The 19,516-nt window shown below is 60.4% G+C and carries 25 protein-coding genes; 9 read left to right on the top strand and 16 right to left on the bottom strand.

The window, feature by feature from the left end; translation table 11 throughout:
* Positions 1–42: 42 nt before the first annotated feature.
* A complete protein-coding gene (gene ubiA, locus HU749_RS01540) occupies positions 43–933 on the bottom strand; it encodes a 4-hydroxybenzoate octaprenyltransferase (RefSeq protein WP_186649571.1) in 891 nt (296 codons plus the stop codon).
* Positions 933–1,496: a chorismate--pyruvate lyase family protein gene (locus HU749_RS01545; protein ID WP_046064726.1), complete on the bottom strand. Its 564-nt coding sequence runs from the start codon at positions 1,494–1,496 to the stop codon at positions 933–935. Before HU749_RS01545 ends, ubiA begins: the two co-directional genes overlap by 1 nt.
* Positions 1,497–1,692: 196 nt before the next feature.
* Between HU749_RS01545 and HU749_RS01550 the strand changes: the two genes are divergently transcribed.
* The 3 genes from HU749_RS01550 (at position 1,693) to HU749_RS01560 (ending at position 3,514) form a co-directional block, all read left to right on the top strand.
* Positions 1,693–1,860, top strand: coding sequence for a rubredoxin (locus HU749_RS01550; RefSeq protein WP_003177199.1), 168 nt, complete (start codon positions 1,693–1,695; stop codon positions 1,858–1,860).
* 38 nt (positions 1,861–1,898) lie between these two features.
* On the top strand, positions 1,899–3,047 hold the full coding sequence (locus HU749_RS01555; RefSeq protein WP_046064709.1) for an NAD(P)/FAD-dependent oxidoreductase: 1,149 nt from the start codon (positions 1,899–1,901) through the stop codon (positions 3,045–3,047).
* A 191-nt stretch (positions 3,048–3,238) separates the two neighbouring features.
* A complete protein-coding gene (locus HU749_RS01560) occupies positions 3,239–3,514 on the top strand; it encodes an HU family DNA-binding protein (protein WP_003177201.1) in 276 nt (91 codons plus the stop codon).
* A 144-nt stretch (positions 3,515–3,658) separates the two neighbouring features.
* Here the strand turns inward: HU749_RS01560 and HU749_RS01565 are convergent, their stop codons facing one another.
* Positions 3,659–4,750 (bottom strand): aminopeptidase, encoded by a 1,092-nt coding sequence (locus tag HU749_RS01565; protein WP_079301415.1) that lies wholly within the window; start codon positions 4,748–4,750, stop codon positions 3,659–3,661.
* Between the two features lie 58 nt (positions 4,751–4,808).
* Here HU749_RS01565 and HU749_RS01570 point away from each other — a divergent pair, with 58 nt between their 5' ends.
* Together HU749_RS01570 and HU749_RS01575 are read left to right on the top strand one after the other, a co-directional pair.
* A complete protein-coding gene (locus HU749_RS01570) occupies positions 4,809–5,222 on the top strand; it encodes a PA0061/PA0062 family lipoprotein (RefSeq protein WP_053177467.1) in 414 nt (137 codons plus the stop codon).
* A gap of 39 nt (positions 5,223–5,261) precedes the next feature.
* A complete protein-coding gene (locus HU749_RS01575) occupies positions 5,262–5,687 on the top strand; it encodes a PA0061/PA0062 family lipoprotein (protein ID WP_079301416.1) in 426 nt (141 codons plus the stop codon).
* A gap of 6 nt (positions 5,688–5,693) precedes the next feature.
* Here the strand turns inward: HU749_RS01575 and HU749_RS01580 are convergent, their stop codons facing one another.
* Together HU749_RS01580 and HU749_RS01585 are read right to left on the bottom strand one after the other, a co-directional pair.
* Positions 5,694–5,927 (bottom strand): DUF1161 domain-containing protein, encoded by a 234-nt coding sequence (locus HU749_RS01580; RefSeq protein WP_018609944.1) that lies wholly within the window; start codon positions 5,925–5,927, stop codon positions 5,694–5,696.
* Positions 5,928–6,076: 149 nt separating this feature from the next.
* The gene (locus tag HU749_RS01585; protein ID WP_079301417.1) at positions 6,077–6,508 is read right to left on the bottom strand and encodes an OsmC family protein; all 432 of its coding nucleotides are present in this window, start codon (positions 6,506–6,508) and stop codon (positions 6,077–6,079) included.
* 237 nt (positions 6,509–6,745) lie between these two features.
* Between HU749_RS01585 and HU749_RS01590 the strand changes: the two genes are divergently transcribed.
* Positions 6,746–7,747, top strand: a complete 1,002-nt coding sequence (locus tag HU749_RS01590; RefSeq protein ID WP_079301418.1) for an LLM class flavin-dependent oxidoreductase — start codon at positions 6,746–6,748, stop codon at positions 7,745–7,747.
* 54 nt (positions 7,748–7,801) lie between these two features.
* Here the strand turns inward: HU749_RS01590 and HU749_RS01595 are convergent, their stop codons facing one another.
* Both HU749_RS01595 and HU749_RS01600 read right to left on the bottom strand, forming a co-directional pair.
* On the bottom strand, positions 7,802–8,023 hold the full coding sequence (locus HU749_RS01595; protein WP_014335908.1) for a DUF1161 domain-containing protein: 222 nt from the start codon (positions 8,021–8,023) through the stop codon (positions 7,802–7,804).
* Between the two features lie 115 nt (positions 8,024–8,138).
* A complete protein-coding gene (locus HU749_RS01600; protein WP_014335909.1) occupies positions 8,139–8,354 on the bottom strand; it encodes a dodecin in 216 nt (71 codons plus the stop codon).
* Between the two features lie 155 nt (positions 8,355–8,509).
* Between HU749_RS01600 and HU749_RS01605 the strand changes: the two genes are divergently transcribed.
* Positions 8,510–8,836, top strand: a complete 327-nt coding sequence (locus tag HU749_RS01605) for an ElaB/YgaM/YqjD family protein (RefSeq protein ID WP_003196426.1) — start codon at positions 8,510–8,512, stop codon at positions 8,834–8,836.
* Here HU749_RS01605 and HU749_RS01610 read toward each other — a convergent pair.
* The gene (locus HU749_RS01610) at positions 8,809–9,726 is read right to left on the bottom strand and encodes a LysR family transcriptional regulator (protein WP_095962716.1); all 918 of its coding nucleotides are present in this window, start codon (positions 9,724–9,726) and stop codon (positions 8,809–8,811) included. The two genes, HU749_RS01605 and HU749_RS01610, sit on opposite strands and share 28 nt — an antisense overlap.
* Before the next feature lie 112 nt (positions 9,727–9,838).
* Here HU749_RS01610 and trpB point away from each other — a divergent pair, with 112 nt between their 5' ends.
* The gene (gene trpB / locus HU749_RS01615) at positions 9,839–11,071 is read left to right on the top strand and encodes a tryptophan synthase subunit beta (RefSeq protein WP_014335911.1); all 1,233 of its coding nucleotides are present in this window, start codon (positions 9,839–9,841) and stop codon (positions 11,069–11,071) included.
* Positions 11,071–11,883: a tryptophan synthase subunit alpha gene (gene trpA / locus HU749_RS01620; RefSeq protein ID WP_079301420.1), complete on the top strand. Its 813-nt coding sequence runs from the start codon at positions 11,071–11,073 to the stop codon at positions 11,881–11,883. Before trpB ends, trpA begins: the two co-directional genes overlap by 1 nt.
* Before the next feature lie 258 nt (positions 11,884–12,141).
* Here trpA and HU749_RS01625 read toward each other — a convergent pair whose 3' ends face one another.
* The 8 genes from HU749_RS01625 to HU749_RS01660 all read right to left on the bottom strand — a co-directional run bounded on the left by HU749_RS01625 (position 12,142) and on the right by HU749_RS01660 (position 19,511).
* Positions 12,142–14,103, bottom strand: a complete 1,962-nt coding sequence (locus tag HU749_RS01625; protein ID WP_095962717.1) for a DUF7844 domain-containing protein — start codon at positions 14,101–14,103, stop codon at positions 12,142–12,144.
* A complete protein-coding gene (locus HU749_RS01630) occupies positions 14,100–14,420 on the bottom strand; it encodes a DUF2388 domain-containing protein (protein ID WP_003187020.1) in 321 nt (106 codons plus the stop codon). The genes HU749_RS01625 and HU749_RS01630 overlap by 4 nt, the downstream gene beginning before the upstream one ends.
* A 27-nt stretch (positions 14,421–14,447) precedes the next feature.
* Complete coding sequence (locus HU749_RS01635; protein WP_024616321.1) at positions 14,448–14,756, bottom strand: DUF2388 domain-containing protein; 309 nt, start codon at positions 14,754–14,756, stop codon at positions 14,448–14,450.
* Positions 14,757–14,862: 106 nt separating this feature from the next.
* On the bottom strand, positions 14,863–15,180 hold the full coding sequence (locus tag HU749_RS01640; RefSeq protein WP_046064716.1) for a DUF2388 domain-containing protein: 318 nt from the start codon (positions 15,178–15,180) through the stop codon (positions 14,863–14,865).
* A 343-nt stretch (positions 15,181–15,523) separates the two neighbouring features.
* On the bottom strand, positions 15,524–15,739 hold the full coding sequence (locus tag HU749_RS01645) for a DUF1127 domain-containing protein (RefSeq protein WP_003187014.1): 216 nt from the start codon (positions 15,737–15,739) through the stop codon (positions 15,524–15,526).
* A gap of 319 nt (positions 15,740–16,058) precedes the next feature.
* A complete protein-coding gene (scpC, locus tag HU749_RS01650; RefSeq protein ID WP_014335915.1) occupies positions 16,059–17,552 on the bottom strand; it encodes a succinyl-CoA:acetate CoA-transferase ScpC in 1,494 nt (497 codons plus the stop codon).
* A gap of 199 nt (positions 17,553–17,751) precedes the next feature.
* A complete protein-coding gene (locus tag HU749_RS01655; RefSeq protein ID WP_186649573.1) occupies positions 17,752–19,188 on the bottom strand; it encodes an NAD(P)(+) transhydrogenase (Re/Si-specific) subunit beta in 1,437 nt (478 codons plus the stop codon).
* Entirely contained in the window at positions 19,188–19,511 is a 324-nt protein-coding gene (locus HU749_RS01660; RefSeq protein ID WP_003187010.1) for an NAD(P) transhydrogenase subunit alpha part 2, read from the bottom strand. The genes HU749_RS01655 and HU749_RS01660 overlap by 1 nt, the downstream gene beginning before the upstream one ends.
* Positions 19,512–19,516 lie beyond the last annotated feature (5 nt).

Raw genomic sequence — 19,516 nt, forward strand, 5'->3', positions numbered from 1 at the left:
AGGTTTTCATGACCCAAGGTGTACTGCAGCAGGGACAGCGGATCAACGCAACGCGTAATCCAGCACAATCCCCACGAAAATCGCCAACCCGGCCCAATGGTTGTGCAGGAATGCCTGGAAACAGCGCATCCGATCCCGGCCACGTGTGTACCAGAACTCCCAGGCGAAGCATGCGGCAGCGGCCACCAGCCCCAGGTGGAACCAGCCGCCGAGTTGGAATTTCGACCCGGCCAGCAGCAGGCAGCCCAAGGCCAGGCCTTGCAGCGTCAGGATGATCACCCGGTCGGCATCGCCAAACAGGATCGCCGTGGACTTCACGCCAATGCGCAGGTCATCGTCCCGGTCGGTCATCGCGTAATAGGTGTCGTAGCCCACCGTCCACAGCAGGTTGGCGATGTACAGCAACCAGGCGGCGGCCGGCAGATGACCGGTTTCGGCGGTGAACGCCATCGGCATGCCCCAGGAGAACGCCGCGCCCAGGACCACTTGAGGGTAGTAGGTATAGCGCTTCATGAACGGGTAACTGAACGCCAGCGCCAGGCCGCCGAGGGAGAGCAGGATGGTCGGGGCGTTGGTGCACAGCACCAGCACGAAGCTCACGCTCATCAGCACGGCGAAGAACACCAGTGCCTCTTTCGAACTGATCTTGCCGCTCACCAGCGGGCGCTGCTCGGTGCGCTTGACGTGGCCGTCCACCTTGCGGTCGGCCCAGTCATTGATCACACAGCCGCCAGCGCGGGTCAGCACCACGCCGAGGACGAAGATCACCACGTTGGCGATGGACGGCGAGCCTTCACCGGCAATCCACAACGCCCACAACGTCGGCCACAGCAGCAGGTAGATGCCAATGGGCTTGTCCATGCGGGTCAGTTGCACGAAGTCCCAGGCCCGCGGGTTCAGGCGGTTCAAGGATTTGAGCAGTTGCACGTACATCAGCAATTCTCCGAATAGGCGCGGGCGACGGTCCACAAGCGCGGCAGAAAGATTTCCGCCACCAGCACGCTCAACGCACCGCGATCGAAACGTGAACGGCGACCCCACAGCCCACTGGCGCGCACTTCTTCCGGCAACCCGGCGTCGGGGTAATGGCAGACTTCGATGGCCCGGCGCTGGAACGCCTGGTCGCAAAACAGCAACTCCCCCAGGGAGCGGCTGCCCAGTTCGTCCATCTGCAAGCCGTCACCCTGCAAGGCGCTGCGCGCCGCCACACTGCGGGCGAACACCCAAGGCTGGTCGCGGCCGCGCAGATACACCTCGCGTACCCAGCCCTCGCTGCCCTCGGCCAGGTCCAGGGCGGCGCATTCGTCGGCGCGCAATGGCTGCCAGCCTTCGAACAACGGCGTTACGCTGAAATGGCCGTCCGACAGGCGCGTGAGACGCCGGGTCAGGGAGCCTTCGTCGAACAGCCAATCGAGGACACCCGCATCGGGGCGGGGCGACAGCAGGGGCTGGGGCAGCCATTGGAGTGTAGGAAATATCGAATTTGTATGCGGCACAGAGGTCTTGAATGGCAGCAAATGAGGGCGCGAGCTTACCATGTCGGTCGATGGTTTTGACTGGCTCGGCCTGCCGCCGCGCCGATCATGCTTGCATCTGTCGCAACCGATCAGTACAAAACGCCCTGAGCCGGAAGGGGCTGCTTCATCGGCCCGAGCATACCGGCAAACGCCTGACACCTGAGGAAGTACCTGAATGAAGAAGTGGCAATGTATCGTCTGCGGTCTGATCTACAACGAAGCTGACGGCTGGCCTGACGATGGTATCGCGCCTGGCACTCGCTGGGAGGACGTACCGGCGGACTGGCTCTGCCCGGACTGCGGCGTCGGCAAAATGGATTTCGAGATGATCGAAATCAACTGATCGTTTCCCCTCTGATCGTTTCCCCGCTGGAGAGCAACATGAGTGCACCTGTCGTTATCGTCGGTACTGGGCTGGCCGGTTACAACCTGGCCCGGGAATTTCGCAAGCTCGACAGCGAAACCCCGTTGCTGCTGATCACCGCGGACGACGGTCGCTCGTATTCCAAGCCGATGCTCTCCACAGGCTTTGGTAAAAACAAGGATGCCGACGGCCTGAGCATGGCCGAACCGGGGGCCATGGCCGAGCAACTCAAGGCTGAAGTACGCACCCACACCCGTATCAGCGGCATCGATCCGGGCCACAAACGGCTGTGGATCGGCGAAGAGGCGGTGAACTACCGCGATCTGATCCTGGCCTGGGGCGCCGAAACCGTGCGCGTGCCGGTGCAGGGCGACGCGGCAGAGCTGATTTTTCCCATCAACGACCTGGAAGACTACGCACGTTTCAGGGCTGCGGCCGCCGGCAAGCGCCGGGTGTTGTTGCTTGGCGCTGGCCTGATTGGTTGCGAGTTTGCCAATGACTTGAGCTTGGGCGGCTACGAAGTGCAACTGGTGGCGCCGTGCGAGCAAGTCATGCCGACGCTGTTGCACCCGGCCGCTGCCGCAGCGGTCCAGGCTGGGCTGGAAAGCCTTGGCGCGCGTTTCCACCTGGGCCCGGTACTCAACCGCTTGCAGAAGGTCGCCGACGGGCTGGAGGCGCACCTGTCCGACGGCCAGGTGCTCGCCTGCGACCTGGTGGTCTCGGCCATCGGCCTGCGCCCACGCATCGACCTGGCAGCTGCGGCGGGCCTGGTGGTCAACCGCGGCGTCGTGGTCGACCGCCACCTGAAAACCTCCCACGCCAACATCTACGCCCTGGGCGACTGCGCCGAGGTCGACGGCTTGAACCTGCTGTATGTCATGCCCCTGATGAGCTGTGCCCGCGCCCTGGCCCAGACCCTGGCCGGCAACCCGACTGCCGTCAGCTACGGCGCCATGCCGATTACCGTCAAGACCCCGGTGTGCCCATTGGTGGTGTCGCCACCACCGCGAGGCAGCGAGGGCGTGTGGAGCGTCGAAGGGCAGGGCGCGGACATCAAGGCGCTATGCCGCGATGCTCAAGGTAATCTGCTGGGTTACGCCCTGACAGGCACGGCGGTGATGGAGAAACTGGCACTGAACAAGGAACTTCCACCCCTGCTGGCGTAAATACTGGTCGTTCTGTCGCAAAAACCCTACTTTTGGTCCCACAAAGGTCGCCCGGACACTGGCGCCGTTATCGGCACCGTGCCATCCTCACTCCCGTCTGCCGCAGAGTAGAGCCTGCGGCGCCTTAGGGGCTGTTCCAAAGAGAACGGCACGGACATAACAACAAAAAAACCGTCAAAGGGGCTTCATTCATGCGTAAACCAGAACTCGCCGCCGCCATCGCGGAAAAAGCAGACCTCACCAAAGAACAAGCCAACCGCGTCCTCAACGCCGTCCTCGAAGAAATCACCGGTGCCCTGCACCGCAAGGACAGCGTCACCCTGGTGGGCTTCGGCACTTTCCTGCAACGCCACCGCGGCGCCCGCACTGGCAAGAACCCACAGACCGGTGAGCCGGTGAAGATCAAGGCCAGCAATACCGTTGCCTTCAAACCGGGCAAGTTCTTGAAAGACAGCGTCAACCCGTAATTGCTGCGGAGTACCTCGGCTAGGGGGAAGAAAGCGGCAATCAAAAGGGCATACCGATGAATCGGTATGCCCTTTTTTGTGCTGGGTGTCCCGTGGCGAGGGAGATGCTCCTGTGGGAGCGAGCCTGCTCGCGATGACGTCCGCCTAATCCGCAGAAATCTTCGGCGCTGCCAACGCCTTCAAAGCCGTCTTGCGTTCCTCGATCGGCAATTTGCCGAGCTTTTCCACCGCTGCATAAAACGCAACCCAACTACCGCCCTCCCGCTTGAACAGCGCCGCAAACGCCGGCACCCACTGGTCATACAGCCCGAAAGGCAGCAACCGCGCGTTGTTCAGGGGGGCATAGACCCAGGCGTCGTAGCGTTTGTCACCGGCCCATTGAGTGTCGCGCAACTGCTCATAGTCGGTGCGCAGGCGTTCGAATGCCTGTGCTTTGCGTTGGCGCATCTGGTCGGTCGGCAGGGGTTGGGAGTAGAGCTTTTCCAGGCGCTGGCGGGTGTCGAGGATCAATTGGATGAATTGGTCGCGCTGGCGCACCTGCTTGCCGTTATCCGGCGCCAGCCCACGACTGGCGCGCCATTGCCGGCTGCCCTCCTGCTCGACGAAGGTGGCGAAGGACTCATTGAATTCGGTGTCGTCCTTTACATAAAAGCGCTGGTGCGCCAGTTCATGAAAAATCAGCGTCGCCAGGCGTTCGTCGCCCCAATGCATCATCGAACTCAGGATCGGATCATTGAACCAGCCCAGCGTCGAGTAGGCCTCTACACCACCGATCGACACGTCCATGCCCTGCAAACGCTGCAATGCGGCCTCGCCACGGGCGGCACCCTGGCTGTAATAACCGCGATAAGCCACGCAACCGGCAATCGGGAAACAATGATTTAGCGGCGCCAGGGAAAACTCCGGCGTGGCGAAGACATTCCAGACAACGAATGGCCGGCCAATGTCCGCATACAGGCGATAGCTTTGATTGTCCGGCAAGTGCAGGTGAGCGCTGGCGAACGCCCGTGCCTCGCGCGCCTGGGTCAGGTGCGCCTTCAGTTGGGCATCGCGAGCAGGGTCGGCAATGACCTGGTCGATAGGCTCCCGGGCCTGCAACAACCGCAGTTGCCCACCGACGAGCTGGCTGTAGTAACTGGCGCTTGTGCAACCGTTCAGTAACAAAAGCAGGAGGCCTGGAAACAAAATCTGGAAAACGCGGTCGAGTAACCGATGGCTTGAACGCGGCCTGATCAATTGGAATCACCCTGGGAAGTCTGTCCACAAGACTATCTCGCTTGCCTGGAGCTTCGCTATGCGCGTGTTGATGCTGACGAGCGGCCTGTTGCTGCTGACCGGTTGCGCCGGTTTGCCTGATCCTGATCCATCCCAAGCCTGGATCGACCTGGGAAACCAGCAGGACACTGCGCTGCAAGCGCTAAAAGTCGATGACAGGACGTCCATCGACCGACGCTATTTCGAAGTGCAACCCGGCAGCCATGAACTGACGGTGCGTTATCAATTTGCCGTCGAACCGGGCAACATCGGCCCGGATGCCGAGCCGCTGTGGCGCGATTGCCGGTTGAACGTGAAATTCAAGGACTTCAACGCCGGCCAACGGTACCAGCTGCAGGCCGGCAGCATTGGTTTCCGGCCATGGGCCAAGCTTTACGATCAGCAACGCAAAGTGGTGGGGCAAGGTACGCCGGCGGGCTGCCAACAAACGTGATTGGCGCTATGCTCAGGGTCTGATTTCAGGAAATTCACCATGCGCTTACCTCTGCTGTTACTGGTCCTGGTCTCCATGAGTGGTTGTGCAACGAGCCCACTGCCCCAGGTCGATCCGAACATGGCGTGGATCGATTTCGCTACCCCCATGCCGGGCGGCAAAATGCTGATGGCTGAAAGCCTGGATGGCCAGCGATTGCGAGACGGCCGGTTCTTTCAGGTTTCGCCGGGCAGCCACGAACTGAAAGTGCGCTTCGACTTCGAAGTGTTTAGCGGTGGTGGGCTGGGCATGCAAGCCGAACCGCAAGAGCGGCTGTGCTACATGCTCGTGCGTTATGACCATTTCGAGGCCGGCCAGCGCTATCGGCTGGAGGCTCGCAACCTGGCGTTCACGCCCAGCGCCCGGCTCTATGATGCCAAGCGTCAAATCGTGGCCGAAGAGCGACAAATCAATTGCGTTCCGTAGAGCGTCCTAGCGGTCGTTCTTCTGGTAGATGATTTTCTTCGTGCCGCCTTCGCAACTGCCCACCACCATGTTCTGGTCATGAACTTCGTCGTTGGTGACGATTTCCAGCGTGTAGGACGACACGTTATTGGCCTGGATCTTCGCTTCGATTTCCGCTTTCAGCTCTTCACAGGATTTGGGGGCTGCAAGGGCTGATGCAGTGAATGCGCAACCGATGACCACCAGGGCTGCTCGTTTCATGTTCGAATTCCTCATGGCAGCGCGCACTGCCTGTGCGCTGAAACTGCAGGCTTCATTCGATCATAATTGCGCCAGGGTAAACAGCTCGACCGTATTCAAGTGATCGCAGCCTTCGGCAGTGTCTGCAAAGGCTGCGACCCTTTCATGCGTCAGTTCACCAGCGTCGCATCCAGGGTGATCTGGGCGTTCAGCACCTTGGAAACCGGGCACCCTTCCTTGGCCTTCTTGCTCAGTTCGTCGAATTGCGCCTGGCTGGCGCCGGGAATTTTCGCCTTGAGCACCAGCTTGACCGCCGTGATCGCGAAACCGCCATCGACCTGGTCCAGGGTCACTTCAGCACTGGTGTCGATGCTGTCGGCCTTGAGCCCGGCATCGCCGAGGATCATCGAAAAGGCCATGGAAAAGCAGCCGGCGTGGGCCGCGCCGATCAATTCCTCTGGGTTGGTGCCCTTGCCGCCTTCGAAGCGCGCCTTGAAGCCATAGGGCGCTTCGCGCAGCACACCGGTTTCCGTGGAAATGGAGCCGATACCGGTTTTCAGGTCACCTTCCCAATGAGCCGATGCTTTCTTGATGATAGCCATGTCTGCCTCCTGAAGATCCGGCGCGAGAGACGCGCCTGGGTGTTTTTTTAACTGTCTGGGTTGTGAGGATAGACCGCCCGGAAAAGTTCACCTTGTCGATTAGCCGACGAATTCAGTAGGAAAATTCTTCGCAGCTATTGAAACTCGGGTATATGCCCACATTGCATGGAACACACCTTTAGAAACGGCAGGCTTTTGCCCTGGAAAAGCCCGGAACGCCGTTGGAGATCCCGGCCCATGAAACAGCTGTCCGACGTGAAATTCTCAACCCTCGACCTGGTGCCTGTCCGCGCCGATGGCAATGCCGCCCAGTCCTTGCGCAACTCGCTGGACCTGGCGCAGCACGTGGAAAAATACGGCTACACCCGTTTCTGGGTGGCCGAACACCACAACATGGACGGTATCGCCAGCTCCGCGACGGCGGTGCTGCTGGGTTATCTGGCGGGGGGCACTTCGACCATTCGTGTCGGCTCCGGCGGCGTCATGTTGCCCAATCACGCGCCGTTGATCATCGCCGAACAGTTCGGCACGCTGGAAAGCCTCTACCCGGGTCGAATCGACCTGGGGTTGGGCCGCGCACCAGGTTCCGACCAGATCACCGCCCGGGCGCTGCGTCGCGAGCGCTCCGGCAGCGCGGACGATTTCCCCGAAGACGTGGCCGAGCTGATGCGTTATCTGGGCCCGCGCACCCCGGACCAACGCATCATCGCCATGCCCGGCACCGGCACCAATGTGCCGGTGTGGCTGCTGGGTTCGAGCCTGTTCAGTGCGCAATTGGCCGGTGAGTGCGGTTTGCCCTACGCGTTCGCCTCCCATTTCGCACCGCGCTACATGCACGAGGCGATTCGTATCTACCGCAACCATTTCAAGCCGTCGGCAGTGCTCGACAAGCCTTATGTGATGCTCGGCGTGCCGCTGGTGGCGGCGGACACGGATGAACAGGCCGATTACCTGGCGACGTCGGTGTACCAGCGGATCCTGGCATTGATGCGCGGCCAGAGCCTGGTCCAGCGTCCGCCGGTCGAAACCATGAACGGCCTCTGGTTGCCCCATGAAAAAGAAGCGGTTGGTGATTTCCTTGGCCTGGCCATGGTCGGCAGTCCGCAGAAGATTCGCGCCAAGCTGGAGGTGCTGATTGAGCAAACCCAGGCCGATGAGCTGATTTTCACCAGCGACCTGTACGAGCATGCCGATCGTTTGCACTCATACGAGTTGTTGGCGCAGGTCATGAAAGGCTGAATGACGCGCATAAAAAAGCCGACGCATTGCGTCGGCTTTGACGTTCGAAAAGAATCACTTTTTATAGACGATTTCTTTCGTACCGCCCTCACAGGTGCCTACGACTTCTCCGTCAGCCGCTGCGCCCTTATCGACGATTTCCAGCGAATAACCTGACACCCCCTTGGCGTCCAGCTTCGCTGCGATTTCGCTTTTCAGCTCTTCGCAGGGCTTGCCCGCCGCAAACGCACCACCGGCAAGGCTCAGCAAACCCAGGGCTACCATCAACTTTTTCATCGCTCGCACTCCTTGGTCGGATCAAATAGGGCAGGTATTGGAAAAACAGGATGCGCACACCATAGCGCATCGCCATTCCCTATGGCACTCCGCCAGCGTGCAAGTTCACCGCCCCTCAGCTATTGGCAATCCGGAAGCCGACCTTGATGGTCACTTGGAAGTGCGCTGCCCGGCCGTTTGCGATGTGGCCGCGGGTTTCCGTGACTTCGAACCACTCCAGGTGCTTGAGGCTTTTGCTGGCCTCGGCCAGGGCGTTGTTGATGGCGTCTTCAATGCTGGTGGGAGACGAGCCGACCAGCTCGACTTTTTTGTAAGTGTGATGATCACTCATGAGGTTCTCCTTGGTTGTTTTTAACAGCCTAGCAGCGATTTTTCGTCTTACGTGTGTCGCCGTTTGCGCGCTGAAGTTCAGATTTACTGCACTTTCAGAAACGCCCGCAGTCCCAATTCACACACGCCACTCAACCACTGCAGGAGAGAGCCACCATGGCCAGCAATTCGTTACGCAAAGCCTCGTTGCAAAGCATGGAAGCGGAGATCGAGAGTCTGCTCAAGTCGTTGGAAAGCCTGAAAGACGACGCTTCGGACGAGTCGCGTAAGACCCTCAAGTCGCTCAAGGCCAATGCCGAGAACGCCCTGAAACATTCTCGCCATCTGCTCAGCGACGCGTATGAAGAGGTCAAGGTGAAAACCCGTGAAACCGGGATCGCCACACGCGACTACGCGCAAGAACACCCTTGGACCACGGCGGGTGTCGCAGTGGGTGCGCTGGGTCTACTGGCTGCTTACTTGCTGTGCAAGCGCGGCGACTGAGTCGGTTGGCTCAGCTCATGCCTGAGCCACTGGGCCAATTGCCGAGCACGCCCGTCTGCGGCGCGCTTGGGTAGCCACAACGCCAGGCGCGCCGCCGTTTCATCGAAACCCCACGGCGCGACCAGGCGACCGGCGCGCACGTCCTCAGTCACCAGCGGCTCGGGCGCGATCGCCACGCCGAGCCCCGCTACAGCGGCCTCCAGCAAATAATATAAATGCTCGAATCCTTGCCCGAATTTCAATGCCCGGGGATCAAGGTTGTTTTGCTGTGCCCAGGTCGGCCAGGCCTGTGGGCGGGAGGTGGTGTGCAGCAACGATTCGTCCAGCAGCGCGCTGGCCGGTGCGGCCTGCAGGCGGGCGAACCCGGCGTAGTGCGGGCTCATCACCGGGCCGATCCGCTCGCTCACCAGTTCATACACCTGCATGTCGGCCGGCCAGGGTGGTTCGGCGAATACCAGCAAAGCGTCCAGTCCCGGTCGCCTGGGGTCCAGGTCGCCCTCGCCAGCGGACAGGTGCAGGCGCAAATCCGGCAGGTCGGCATTGAGCCTGCCCAGGCGGGGAATAAACCAGCGTGCCAGCAAACTTCCCGAGCAGCCCAGGACAAACGGGGCATCGGCCGTACTTTGCGTCAGCTCCGCACAAACACCACGCAGTCGCTCGAACGCATCGGCGCTGACATCCCGCAGGCGCATGCCGGCATCTGTGAGTTTCAAGCCGCGTCCATCCTTGGCGAACAGGCTGACACCTAAATGCTCTTCCAGCACCTTCAGCTGTCGACTTACGGCACCATGGGTGACGTGCAGCTGTTCGGCCGCCTGGCTTACGCTGTTCAGGCGGGCGGTGGCCTCGAAGGCGCGCAAGGCGTTGAGGGGGGGAAGGTCGTGGCTCATGTTATCTGTGAGTTTTTCTGACAGGTTGTGGCGATCTTATCGGTTTTCAGTGGCGGATGTCAGGGGTAGAGTGAACCTCATTGTCTTTCAACGCATTTGCTTGGAGCGCCCGATGACCCAGTCCACGACCCCTTTCAACCTGCGCAGCGGTCCCGATGCCAACGGCCTGTTCGGTGCGTTCGGTGGCCGCTATGTGGCCGAAACCCTGATGCCGCTGATCCTCGATCTGGCCCGCGAATACGAAGTGGCGAAGGAAGATCCGGCGTTCCTCGAAGAATTGGCCTACTTCCAGCGCGATTACGTCGGTCGTCCGAGCCCGCTCTACTTCGCCGAGCGCCTGACCGAATACTGCGGCGGCGCCAAGATCTATCTCAAGCGTGAAGAGCTGAACCACACCGGCGCGCATAAGATCAACAACTGCATCGGCCAGATCCTGCTGGCGCGGCGCATGGGCAAGAAACGCATCATCGCCGAGACCGGCGCCGGCATGCACGGTGTGGCCACCGCCACCGTAGCCGCGCGTTTTGGCCTCGATTGCGTGATCTACATGGGCACCACCGACATCGAGCGCCAGCAGGCCAATGTGTTCCGCATGAAGCTGCTGGGCGCTGAAGTGATCCCGGTGGTCGCTGGCACCGGTACCCTGAAAGATGCAATGAACGAGGCCCTGCGTGACTGGGTCACCAACGTTGATAGCACGTTCTACCTGATCGGCACCGTGGCTGGCCCGCATCCGTATCCGGCGATGGTGCGTGATTTCCAGGCCGTGATCGGCAAGGAAACCCGCGAGCAGTTGCAAGCCCAGGAAGGTCGCCTGCCGGACAGCCTGGTGGCGTGCATCGGCGGTGGCTCCAACGCCATGGGCCTGTTCCATCCGTTCCTGGACGACAAGAGTGTCGAGATCATCGGCGTCGAAGCCGCCGGTTATGGCATCGAGACCGGTAAGCATGCGGCGAGCCTGAACGGCGGCGTCCCCGGTGTACTGCACGGCAATCGCACCTTCCTGTTGCAGGACGACGACGGTCAGATCATCGACGCTCATTCGATTTCCGCCGGTCTCGACTACCCCGGCATCGGTCCGGAACATGCCTGGTTGCACGACATTGGTCGCGTCCAGTACACCTCGGTGACCGACGCTGAAGCCTTGGAAGCCTTTCACAAATGCTGCCGACTGGAAGGGATCATTCCTGCACTGGAAAGCGCCCATGCCCTGGCGGAAGTGTTCAAACGCGCACCGAACCTGCCGAAGGATCACCTGATGGTGGTCAACCTGTCCGGCCGTGGCGACAAAGACATGCAAACCGTGATGCACCACATGGAACAGTCCCAGCAGGAGAAACACTGATGAGCCGCCTGCAAACCCGTTTTGCCGAACTCAAGGAACAGAACCGCGCCGCCCTGGTGACTTTCGTCACGGCTGGCGACCCGGACTACGACACCTCGCTGGCAATCCTCAAGGGCCTGCCAGCGGCCGGTGCCGATGTCATCGAGCTGGGCATGCCGTTCACCGACCCGATGGCCGACGGCCCGGCGATCCAGTTGGCGAATATTCGTGCCTTGGGTGCCCAGCAGAACCTGGCGAAAACCCTGCAGATGGTTCGTGAGTTCCGCAAAGACAACAGCCAGACACCGCTGGTGCTGATGGGGTACTTCAACCCGATCCACCGTTATGGCGTGCAGCGTTTCATTGGCGAGGCGCTGGAATCTGGCGTCGATGGCCTGATCGTTGTGGACATGCCGCCCGAACACAACAGCGAACTGTGCGAACCGGCCCAGGCAGCTGGCCTGGACTTCATCCGCCTGACCACGCCAACCACGGACGATGTACGTTTGCCAACGGTGCTCAACGGCAGTTCGGGCTTTGTATATTACGTGTCGGTGGCGGGAGTGACCGGTGCCGGTGCCGCGACGCTGGAACATGTGGAAGAAGCCGTGGCGCGGCTGCGTCGTCACACCGATTTGCCGATCAGCATTGGTTTCGGTATTCGTACGCCGGAGCAGGCGGCGGCCATCGCTCGATTGGCTGATGGGGTGGTGGTTGGCTCGGCGCTGATCGACCATATCGCCAATGCCGATACGTCGGAACAGGCGATTGATGGCGTGTTGAGCTTGTGTGCCGCCCTGGCTGAGGGTGTGCGCAAGGCGCGCCTAGGCTGATTCCTGGTTCGGCTCGCAGCCAAAAAAAGGGTTCAGAACTTAGTTCTGAACCCTTTTTTATTGCGCATGAAATGCTTGGCGGTTGATGTCTGAGGCCTGGCTTTTGTGGCGAGGGGATTTATCCCCGCTGGGGCGCGAAGCGGCCCCAATTCGGCTCCATGCAGTATCGACTTCTCGGGACTGCTTCGCAGTCCAGCGGGGATAAATCCCCTCGCCACAGGTTCATCATGTCGCCTGTCTTAACATGTGGCAGGGAGATCAGGGCAACTCCAACCCGCCCCCGGCCTTGTGCAGTTTGCGCAAATGCTCGCCGATCGCTTTCACATTGGCTTCGCTCGCAGCAATTTCGGCGGCGCGGCTTGGCTCAAGCAATGCCCGGACTTCCTTGTCCAGGTCGCCTGTCAGCGTTTGAAGCTGTTTCTGACGCAAGCTGCTTTCCGATTCCAAGCGTTGCCACTCGCTGGGTTGCGGCAAGCCGTAGCCGCTGCTGCCCAACAACTCAGCGGGACGGCTGAGGAAGCCGCTGTTGGCGAGGATCTGCTGCAACGTCGCGTTAGCCCTTTCCATACCGCCATTCTCCAATTCACGGGCGCCGAGGTAACGCTGTTTGACTTCATCCTGCGCCAACAACAGTTGCCGACGATAACTGGCCTGTTCCAGCAGCAATAACGCCGCGCTGGTGCGCAGGTCGGCCTGTTCGAACCAGACGCGGCGTTCGGCGGCGTCCAGGGCCAGCCAGTCTTCCACCGTTTGCTGCTTGATCGGCAGATACTTCTTCAACACATCGAACATCGCCTGATACCGCTCACGGAATGAGTCGAAGCGGTAGCCCAGGCGCAAGGCTTCCTTGGGATCATCCAGCACGCTGGTGTCCGCCAGGCCTCGGCCCTTGAGGACTTCCAACAAGCCGTTGGGCAGGATGCTGTCCAGGCCGTTGAGCTGCGCGTTATTGCTGCCGCTGCGCAGCAGCTTCAAGCTTTCCACGGCGCAGTTATTGGACAGGAAGTAATAGTTGCCGTCGTAGCTCCAGTGCATTTCGGCAGCGTGCTCGACCGTCTCCTCGATCTCGGTGCGCGACAGGTTCAGTGGCACCGATGCCAGGCTGCGCAGTTCGGTCTTGGTGTATTCATCGATCACCTGGGCCAGCGGCAATACGAACAGGCGCGACGGGTATTTGCCGACCAGCCCGTCCCAACTCGATAGCTGCACATCGCCGACGAAGGCGCGGTATGACAGCACCAGGTGTTGGTCCAGATCCAGTCGGCAGTCCGGGCCACGTGGGCGACCCGGTGCGCAGATCACCAGCCGGAGCATGCTGTGGCCCCAGCGGCTCACCCAGTTCTGGTTGGCTTCGGCCAGCAGGTAATCAATGGCATAGACCCGCTCGGGATCAACCTTGCCCAGTGGTGTCTTGGCGAAGTCGTTGCCGGCGTTGAGGAAGGCGAACGATTTGGCGCAGGTGTCCTTGGCGGGGGGTGCCCAACCGAAGTGTTCCTGATAATAGCGATACAGGGCGGGGCGTCGGCAGGCGTAGCTCGGGTCGAGGAGAAAGTACTCCATGTTGACCGCGACGAACTCCTTTGGGCTGCTCGTTTCATAGAGATCCGGGCTGCGGGCGACCTGGCGGTTGTGCTGTTCCCGCTCACCGCGCCGGCCGACGTATTGTGGCCAGCCGGCGAGGTCCAGCAACCGAGGGTCATCGCTGAGAGTGAAGCGGCGGTCGTTCTGGCCCCGGCATTCATCGGGAAGGCCGATCAACCCGGCGCTGCTGTTGCGTCGAGTGCAACGCTGGATCAGCGTACGCTCGGCATCGGGCCATAGACGCGAGCGGTCATAAATGTGGGTCAGTTCGTGCAAAACGGTGGCGAGCATTTCCCGTCGCACGGTGCCGTGGGGGCGATGGGTCTTTTGCGTCGCGGCGCTGCCGTCGACAAGGCTGTCGAGCAGGTTGCTATTGAGGTCCAGTTGCGACACCAGCGAGGCCTGGCCGTAGGCGTTGGCCGGCATCTGGTCGGTCCAGCCGACATCGATGCGTCGGTCCAGCCGCTCGATGAAGCGCGGCGGCAGCGCCTGCATGGCTTCATCGAGCAGCGCCTGGCTGGCCTGCTGTTGCGCCGGGCTCAGTCCTTCGACGTTGAGGTGCAGTTGCAAGCCGGCCTGGGCCATGCTGCCCGTGAGCAGCAAGACCCCGGCCGCCAGCCAGGCGGCGAATCGCCTCACAATGCGAGGATGGCTTCGGCGAGAACCTGGTCACTGGCGTCGCGGGCTTCCGGCACGCGAGTGCGCAAGGTGTCGAAGGCGGCCTCGAGATGAGCGCCACGAATCTCACCATTGCTGGCGACAAAACTGGCCGCATCGTCATGGGCTTCGCGGACGATTTTTGAGTCACGGATGGAGGTGGTAGTGTCGGACGTGAAATCAATCGTGCGCTGGGAAGCGCGAACTATGATGTTACTGGTGGCTACCAGGGTATGTGCCTGGGCCACATCGGCCAACACCAGCAGGCCTAGGGCGGCAGCAATCAGCGGGCTACGCATGGAACGACTCCGGAGAAATAAGGATAACTATTGGACGAGAATTGCCTGTGCCAGTTCAAGGTCGCTGACGTGAAGTTTTGGCTGGGTCCGGCGCAGGTAATCCAGGGCCGATTCCAGTTGTGCACCTCGCAGCTGCCCGTCACTGGCAATGAAGGCCGCAGCGTCATCGTGAGCGGCGACGATCAGTTTATGGTCGAAGGGCGCGGAGGTCACCATGCTCGTGGCGTAGCCGCTGACCACCACTTGCTGGGTGGACACATCGAAGGCATGGGCCGGAACAGACCAGCAGAAAACGACGAAGAAAGACGCGATGAACAGATCTGAGTAAAAACGCATGGGACTCGACGGTTGATGGCGAGCCTGAAGGCTAGCGCAAACCTGCGGGCCAGAGCCAGCGCTGAAACATCGGAACACCATTTGGTGCCCGATGTTTCATGTTGCATCAGATCACCAGGATGGCCTGGGCCAGCTGTGCATCGGTGGCGTTGAGCTGTGGTGCCTGCTGGCGGATGTAATCCAGGGCACTTTCCAGTTTCACACCACGGATGGCGCCTTCGCTGGCCACGAAGCTGGCGGCGTCATCACGGGCGGCTTGAACGATCTTGTTGTCCCGCAGTGATGAGGTCGCATCGGAGGTCACGTCGGACGTGGCCTTGAGTGCGCCAACGATGGAGTCAGTGGTAACGATAAAGCTGCTGGCGTTGGAGTGGGCGGCTACGGCCAGCAGGGCAGCTGCGCTGAGCAGGCGAAGACGGATCATGAGGAAGCTCCTTGAAGGATGAGGTGATGCCGGTGCGTGTAGCTGGAAGAAGAGACGCATGCTCGACTCGCTTCGCCACGTTGGTATCGATATTAGGACAGAACGCGTTGACTGACAGCCCTTTGCGACAGTCATCGGCAGCATGATGCCCGTATTGGGCCATACGGCTCAAGATGAACTGTGCTGGTATGCTTTTCATTATCAGAAAACTGTTATGTCTCTCCGGTCTTCAAAAAAACAGGCCCGGAAACGACAAGACCCGTCGCGGTTTCCCGCGACGGGTCTTGTTTGTTCAATTCGGTGCTGGCGGTGGACCCGGTGGGTCAGGGCCAGCGACGCTGAGTTAGCGCCAGAACGGCTTGCTCAGCTCTTCGTAACGTTGTGCTTCGCTGATACCGGCGTCAGCCAGCAGGCGCGAATCCAGACGAGCCAGTTGGTGGCGGCTGGCGATGCGGCGCTGCCACAACATCAGGTTAGCGATAACGCGAAGAGGCAGGGAAGCCTGGTTTTTTTCAGCTTTGTCTTCGAAAAACAGCTCGGAACTGAGTGTACGTTCCATGGTTGACATCCTTCCGCTTGTGGCGGGATTAGGTAGTGGTTTAACTGGTGCCCATGATCCTCTCGTTTGGCCAGTCTCTCTAGATACAGTTCACCTGTATTGTGAGAGACCAGTTAACTGTTAAAGAGCGGTGTACTGGTCAATATTGAGGCAACTGTACCTGTCTGCACGATGTTGGTGCGTTTTTGGCGGTTGACTGATGTTTTGTGGGAAAAGACTGTAAGAAAACACCGGTACAGCAGTACAGTTTTTGTCTCTCAAGGCTTGGATGCCAGCCTCCAATCAAAACTGTATTTGCGATAGCGGTGATCCAGCTGTATCAGACGGCCAACATGCGCCCGGTTTCTTCGAGGTTGACGTGCCAACTCAGTGCATCGCGCAGGATATGCGGTGTATGCCCACCCAGAGCGCACGCTGCTTCGAAATAATCATTCAACGCCTGGCGGTAGGACGGGTGCACGCAGTTGTCGATGACCACTCGTGCCCGCTCCCTTGGTGCCAGGCCACGTAGGTCGGCCAGGCCGATCTCGGTCACCAGGATGTCGACATCGTGTTCGGTATGGTCCACATGGCTGACCATCGGCACGACACTGGAAATGGCGCCGCCCTTGGCAATCGACTTGGTGACGAAAATCGCCAAGTGGGCGTTGCGGGCGAAATCCCCCGAACCGCCAATGCCATTCATCATCCGAGTACCGCATATGTGGGTGGAGTTGACGTTGCCGTAGAGGTCGAACTCCAGCGCGGTGTTGATACCAATGATGCCGAGGCGGCGTACGACTTCGGGATGGTTGGAGATTTCCTGCGGGCGCAGGACCAGTTTGTCCTTATACCTTTCCAGATTTCCGAATACATCGGCGTTGCGTCGACTCGACAGCGTGATAGAGCTGCCGGAGGCGAAGCCCAGCTTGCCAGCGTCGATCAAGTCAAATGTCGAGTCCTGCAGGACCTCGGAATACATGGTCAGGTCTTCGAACGGGGAATCGATCAGCCCGCACATCACAGCGTTGGCGATGTTGCCGATCCCGGCCTGCAACGGCCCGAGCTTGTTGGTCATGCGCCCGGCAGCAACTTCCTGCTTGAAGAAGTCGATCAGGTGATCGGCGATGGCCTGGGTGTCGCTGTCCGGAGGTGCGACGGTCGAAGGCGAGTCCCCTTGGTTGGTGATGACAATGGCGGCAATTTTTTCCGGCGGGATCGGGATGGCGGGGCTGCCAATACGGTCGTCGACTTTCACCAGGGGGATTGGGGTGCGGGTCGGGCGATAAGTCGGGATATAGATGTCGTGCAGCCCTTCCAGGTTCGGGTTGTGGGCCATGTTGATCTCGATGATCACTTGCCGGGCGAAGATGGCGAAACTGGCCGAGTTACCTACCGATGTGGTCGGTACGATATGCCCTTGCTCGGTGATGGCCACCGCTTCGATCACGGCAATGTCGGGCAGCTTGAGCTGGCCGTTGCGCAGTTGCTCAACAGTTTCCGAGAGATGCTGGTCGATGAACATTACCTCGCCTGCGTTGATCGCCTTGCGCAACGTGCTGTCGACCTGGAATGGCATACGTCGCGCCAGCACGCCGGCCTCGGTGAGTTCCTTGTCGAGGTCGTTACCCAGGCTCGCACCGGTCATCAGGCTGATTTTCAGCGGAGTGACCTTGGCGCGCTCGGCCAGGGCGTGGGGCACTGCTTTCGCTTCTCCGGCGCGGGTGAAGCCGCTCATGCCGACGGTCATGCCGTCCTGAATCAACAAGGCTGCTTCGGCAGCGCTCATCACTTTATTCAATAACGAAGGCAAGCGGATGCGATCACGGTACATAGGTTGTTATCTCGGGCTGGAAAGCAAGATGCGCAGTCTAGTGAATTCGCGCGGTGCCCGACCCGCTACAAAGGTCGCATTTAAGGCCTCTATTACGGGGGTTTCAGGCAAAACATTATTACCGGATCGGTAACGTTCGGCCTTGATACAAATCAAAACGCCCCGACGAGTCGGGGCGTTGATGGCGAAGCCGTTAGCGTTATTCCACCGCTTTGACCATGTCTTCGATGACCTTCTTGGCGTCACCGAACACCATCATGGTCTTGTCGAGATAGAACAGTTCGTTGTCCAGGCCCGCGTAGCCGCTGGCCATCGAGCGCTTGTTGACGATGATGGTCTTGGCCTTGAAGGCCTCGAGGATCGGCATGCCGGCAATTGGCGACTTTGGATCGTTCTTCGCCGCCGGGTTGACCACGTCGTTGGCGCCGAGCACCAGCACCACATCGGCCTGGCCGAACTCGGAGTTGATGTCTTCCATCTCGAACACCTGGTCGTAAGGCACTTCGGCCTCGGCCAGTAGCACGTTCATGTGCCCGGGCATGCGACCGGCCACCGGGTGGATCGCGTATTTAACGGTCACACCGTGGTGGGTCAGCTTCTCGGTCAGCTCTTTCAGCGCGTGCTGCGCCCGTGCCACCGCCAAGCCATAGCCCGGCACGATGATCACAGTGTCGGCGTTGGTCAGCAGGAAGGTCGCGTCGTCAGCCGAACCGGATTTCACCGGGCGGGCTTCTTTGGAGCCTGCCGGGCCAGCAGCCTCTGCTGTGTTGCCGAAACCGCCGAGCAACACGTTGAAGAACGAACGGTTCATCGCCTTGCACATGATGTACGACAGGATCGCACCGCTCGAACCCACCAACGAACCGGCAATGATCAGCATCGAGTTGTTCAGCGAGAAGCCGATACCCGCCGCGGCCCAACCCGAATAGCTGTTGAGCATCGAAACCACCACCGGCATGTCCGCGCCGCCGATCGGGATGATGATCAGCACGCCCAGAACAAAGGCCAGGGCCAGCATCAAGGCGAACGCGCCGAGGTTGCCGGTGAACATGAAGGTCAGGCCCAGGCCCAGTGTTGCCAGGCCCAGGATCAGGTTGAGCTTATGCTGGCCACCAAACTGTACCGGTGCGCCCTGGAACAGACGGAACTTGTACTTGCCCGAGAGCTTGCCGAAGGCGATCACCGAACCGGAGAAGGTGATTGCACCAATGGCTGCGCCGAGGAACAGCTCCAGGCGGTTACCGGCCGGAATCGAATCACCCAGTTGCTTGACGATGCCCAGCGATTGCGGCTCGACGACCGCCGCGATGGCAATGAACACCGCCGCCAGGCCGATCATGCTGTGCATGAATGCCACCAGCTCCGGCATCTTGGTCATCTCGACGCGCTTGGCCATGATCGAGCCGGCGGTACCGCCGGCCAGCAGGCCGACGATGACGTAGCCGATGCCAGCAGTGGCCAGCTCAGCACCCAGCTTATAGATGAGGCCCACAGTGGTGAGCACCGCCAGCGCCATGCCGAGCATGCCGAACAGGTTGCCGCGGCGGGAGGTGGTGGGGTGCGACAGGCCTTTGAGGGCCTGGATGAAGCAGATCGACGCGATCAGGTAGAGCGTCGTTACCAGGTTCATGCTCATTACTTGGGCGCCTCTTCTTTTACGGCTTTCGGGGCTTTTTTCTTGAACATTTCAAGCATGCGGCGCGTCACCAGGAAGCCACCGAATACGTTGACCGCGGCCAGGGCCACGGCGAGGGTGCCCATGGTCTTGCCCAGCGGCGTTACGGTCAGCGCGGCGGCGAGCATGGCGCCGACGATCACGATCGCCGAAATGGCGTTGGTCACCGCCATCAATGGCGTGTGCAGCGCAGGTGTTACGTTCCAGACCACGTGGTAACCGACATAAATCGCCAGCACAAAGATGATCAGGTTGTAGATACCGGGGGAGATAAGCTCTTCCATTGTCT

Source organism: Pseudomonas ogarae (assembly GCF_014268695.2).
Taxonomy (GTDB): domain Bacteria; phylum Pseudomonadota; class Gammaproteobacteria; order Pseudomonadales; family Pseudomonadaceae; genus Aquipseudomonas; species Aquipseudomonas kilonensis.

Excerpts from the sequence above, each read along its gene's own strand:
- HU749_RS01585 (WP_079301417.1), bottom strand. The coding sequence starts at position 6,508 with ATGGCTATCATCAAGAAAGCATCGGCTCATTGGGAAGGTGACCTGAAA.
- HU749_RS01645 (WP_003187014.1), bottom strand. The coding sequence starts at position 15,739 with ATGGAACGTACACTCAGTTCCGAGCTGTTTTTCGAAGACAAAGCTGAA.
- HU749_RS01640 (WP_046064716.1), bottom strand. The coding sequence starts at position 15,180 with ATGATCCGTCTTCGCCTGCTCAGCGCAGCTGCCCTGCTGGCCGTAGCC.
- trpA (WP_079301420.1), top strand. The coding sequence starts at position 11,071 with ATGAGCCGCCTGCAAACCCGTTTTGCCGAACTCAAGGAACAGAACCGC.
- HU749_RS01590 (WP_079301418.1), top strand. The coding sequence starts at position 6,746 with ATGAAACAGCTGTCCGACGTGAAATTCTCAACCCTCGACCTGGTGCCT.
- HU749_RS01610 (WP_095962716.1), bottom strand. The coding sequence starts at position 9,726 with ATGAGCCACGACCTTCCCCCCCTCAACGCCTTGCGCGCCTTCGAGGCC.
- HU749_RS01580 (WP_018609944.1), bottom strand. The coding sequence starts at position 5,927 with ATGAAACGAGCAGCCCTGGTGGTCATCGGTTGCGCATTCACTGCATCA.
- HU749_RS01560 (WP_003177201.1), top strand. The coding sequence starts at position 3,239 with ATGCGTAAACCAGAACTCGCCGCCGCCATCGCGGAAAAAGCAGACCTC.
- HU749_RS01550 (WP_003177199.1), top strand. The coding sequence starts at position 1,693 with ATGAAGAAGTGGCAATGTATCGTCTGCGGTCTGATCTACAACGAAGCT.
- HU749_RS01605 (WP_003196426.1), top strand. The coding sequence starts at position 8,510 with ATGGCCAGCAATTCGTTACGCAAAGCCTCGTTGCAAAGCATGGAAGCG.
- HU749_RS01635 (WP_024616321.1), bottom strand. The coding sequence starts at position 14,756 with ATGCGTTTTTACTCAGATCTGTTCATCGCGTCTTTCTTCGTCGTTTTC.
- HU749_RS01655 (WP_186649573.1), bottom strand. The coding sequence starts at position 19,188 with ATGAGCATGAACCTGGTAACGACGCTCTACCTGATCGCGTCGATCTGC.
- HU749_RS01630 (WP_003187020.1), bottom strand. The coding sequence starts at position 14,420 with ATGCGTAGCCCGCTGATTGCTGCCGCCCTAGGCCTGCTGGTGTTGGCC.
- scpC (WP_014335915.1), bottom strand. The coding sequence starts at position 17,552 with ATGTACCGTGATCGCATCCGCTTGCCTTCGTTATTGAATAAAGTGATG.
- trpB (WP_014335911.1), top strand. The coding sequence starts at position 9,839 with ATGACCCAGTCCACGACCCCTTTCAACCTGCGCAGCGGTCCCGATGCC.
- HU749_RS01600 (WP_014335909.1), bottom strand. The coding sequence starts at position 8,354 with ATGAGTGATCATCACACTTACAAAAAAGTCGAGCTGGTCGGCTCGTCT.
- HU749_RS01575 (WP_079301416.1), top strand. The coding sequence starts at position 5,262 with ATGCGCTTACCTCTGCTGTTACTGGTCCTGGTCTCCATGAGTGGTTGT.
- HU749_RS01555 (WP_046064709.1), top strand. The coding sequence starts at position 1,899 with ATGAGTGCACCTGTCGTTATCGTCGGTACTGGGCTGGCCGGTTACAAC.
- ubiA (WP_186649571.1), bottom strand. The coding sequence starts at position 933 with ATGTACGTGCAACTGCTCAAATCCTTGAACCGCCTGAACCCGCGGGCC.
- HU749_RS01595 (WP_014335908.1), bottom strand. The coding sequence starts at position 8,023 with ATGAAAAAGTTGATGGTAGCCCTGGGTTTGCTGAGCCTTGCCGGTGGT.
- HU749_RS01570 (WP_053177467.1), top strand. The coding sequence starts at position 4,809 with ATGCGCGTGTTGATGCTGACGAGCGGCCTGTTGCTGCTGACCGGTTGC.
- HU749_RS01660 (WP_003187010.1), bottom strand. The coding sequence starts at position 19,511 with ATGGAAGAGCTTATCTCCCCCGGTATCTACAACCTGATCATCTTTGTG.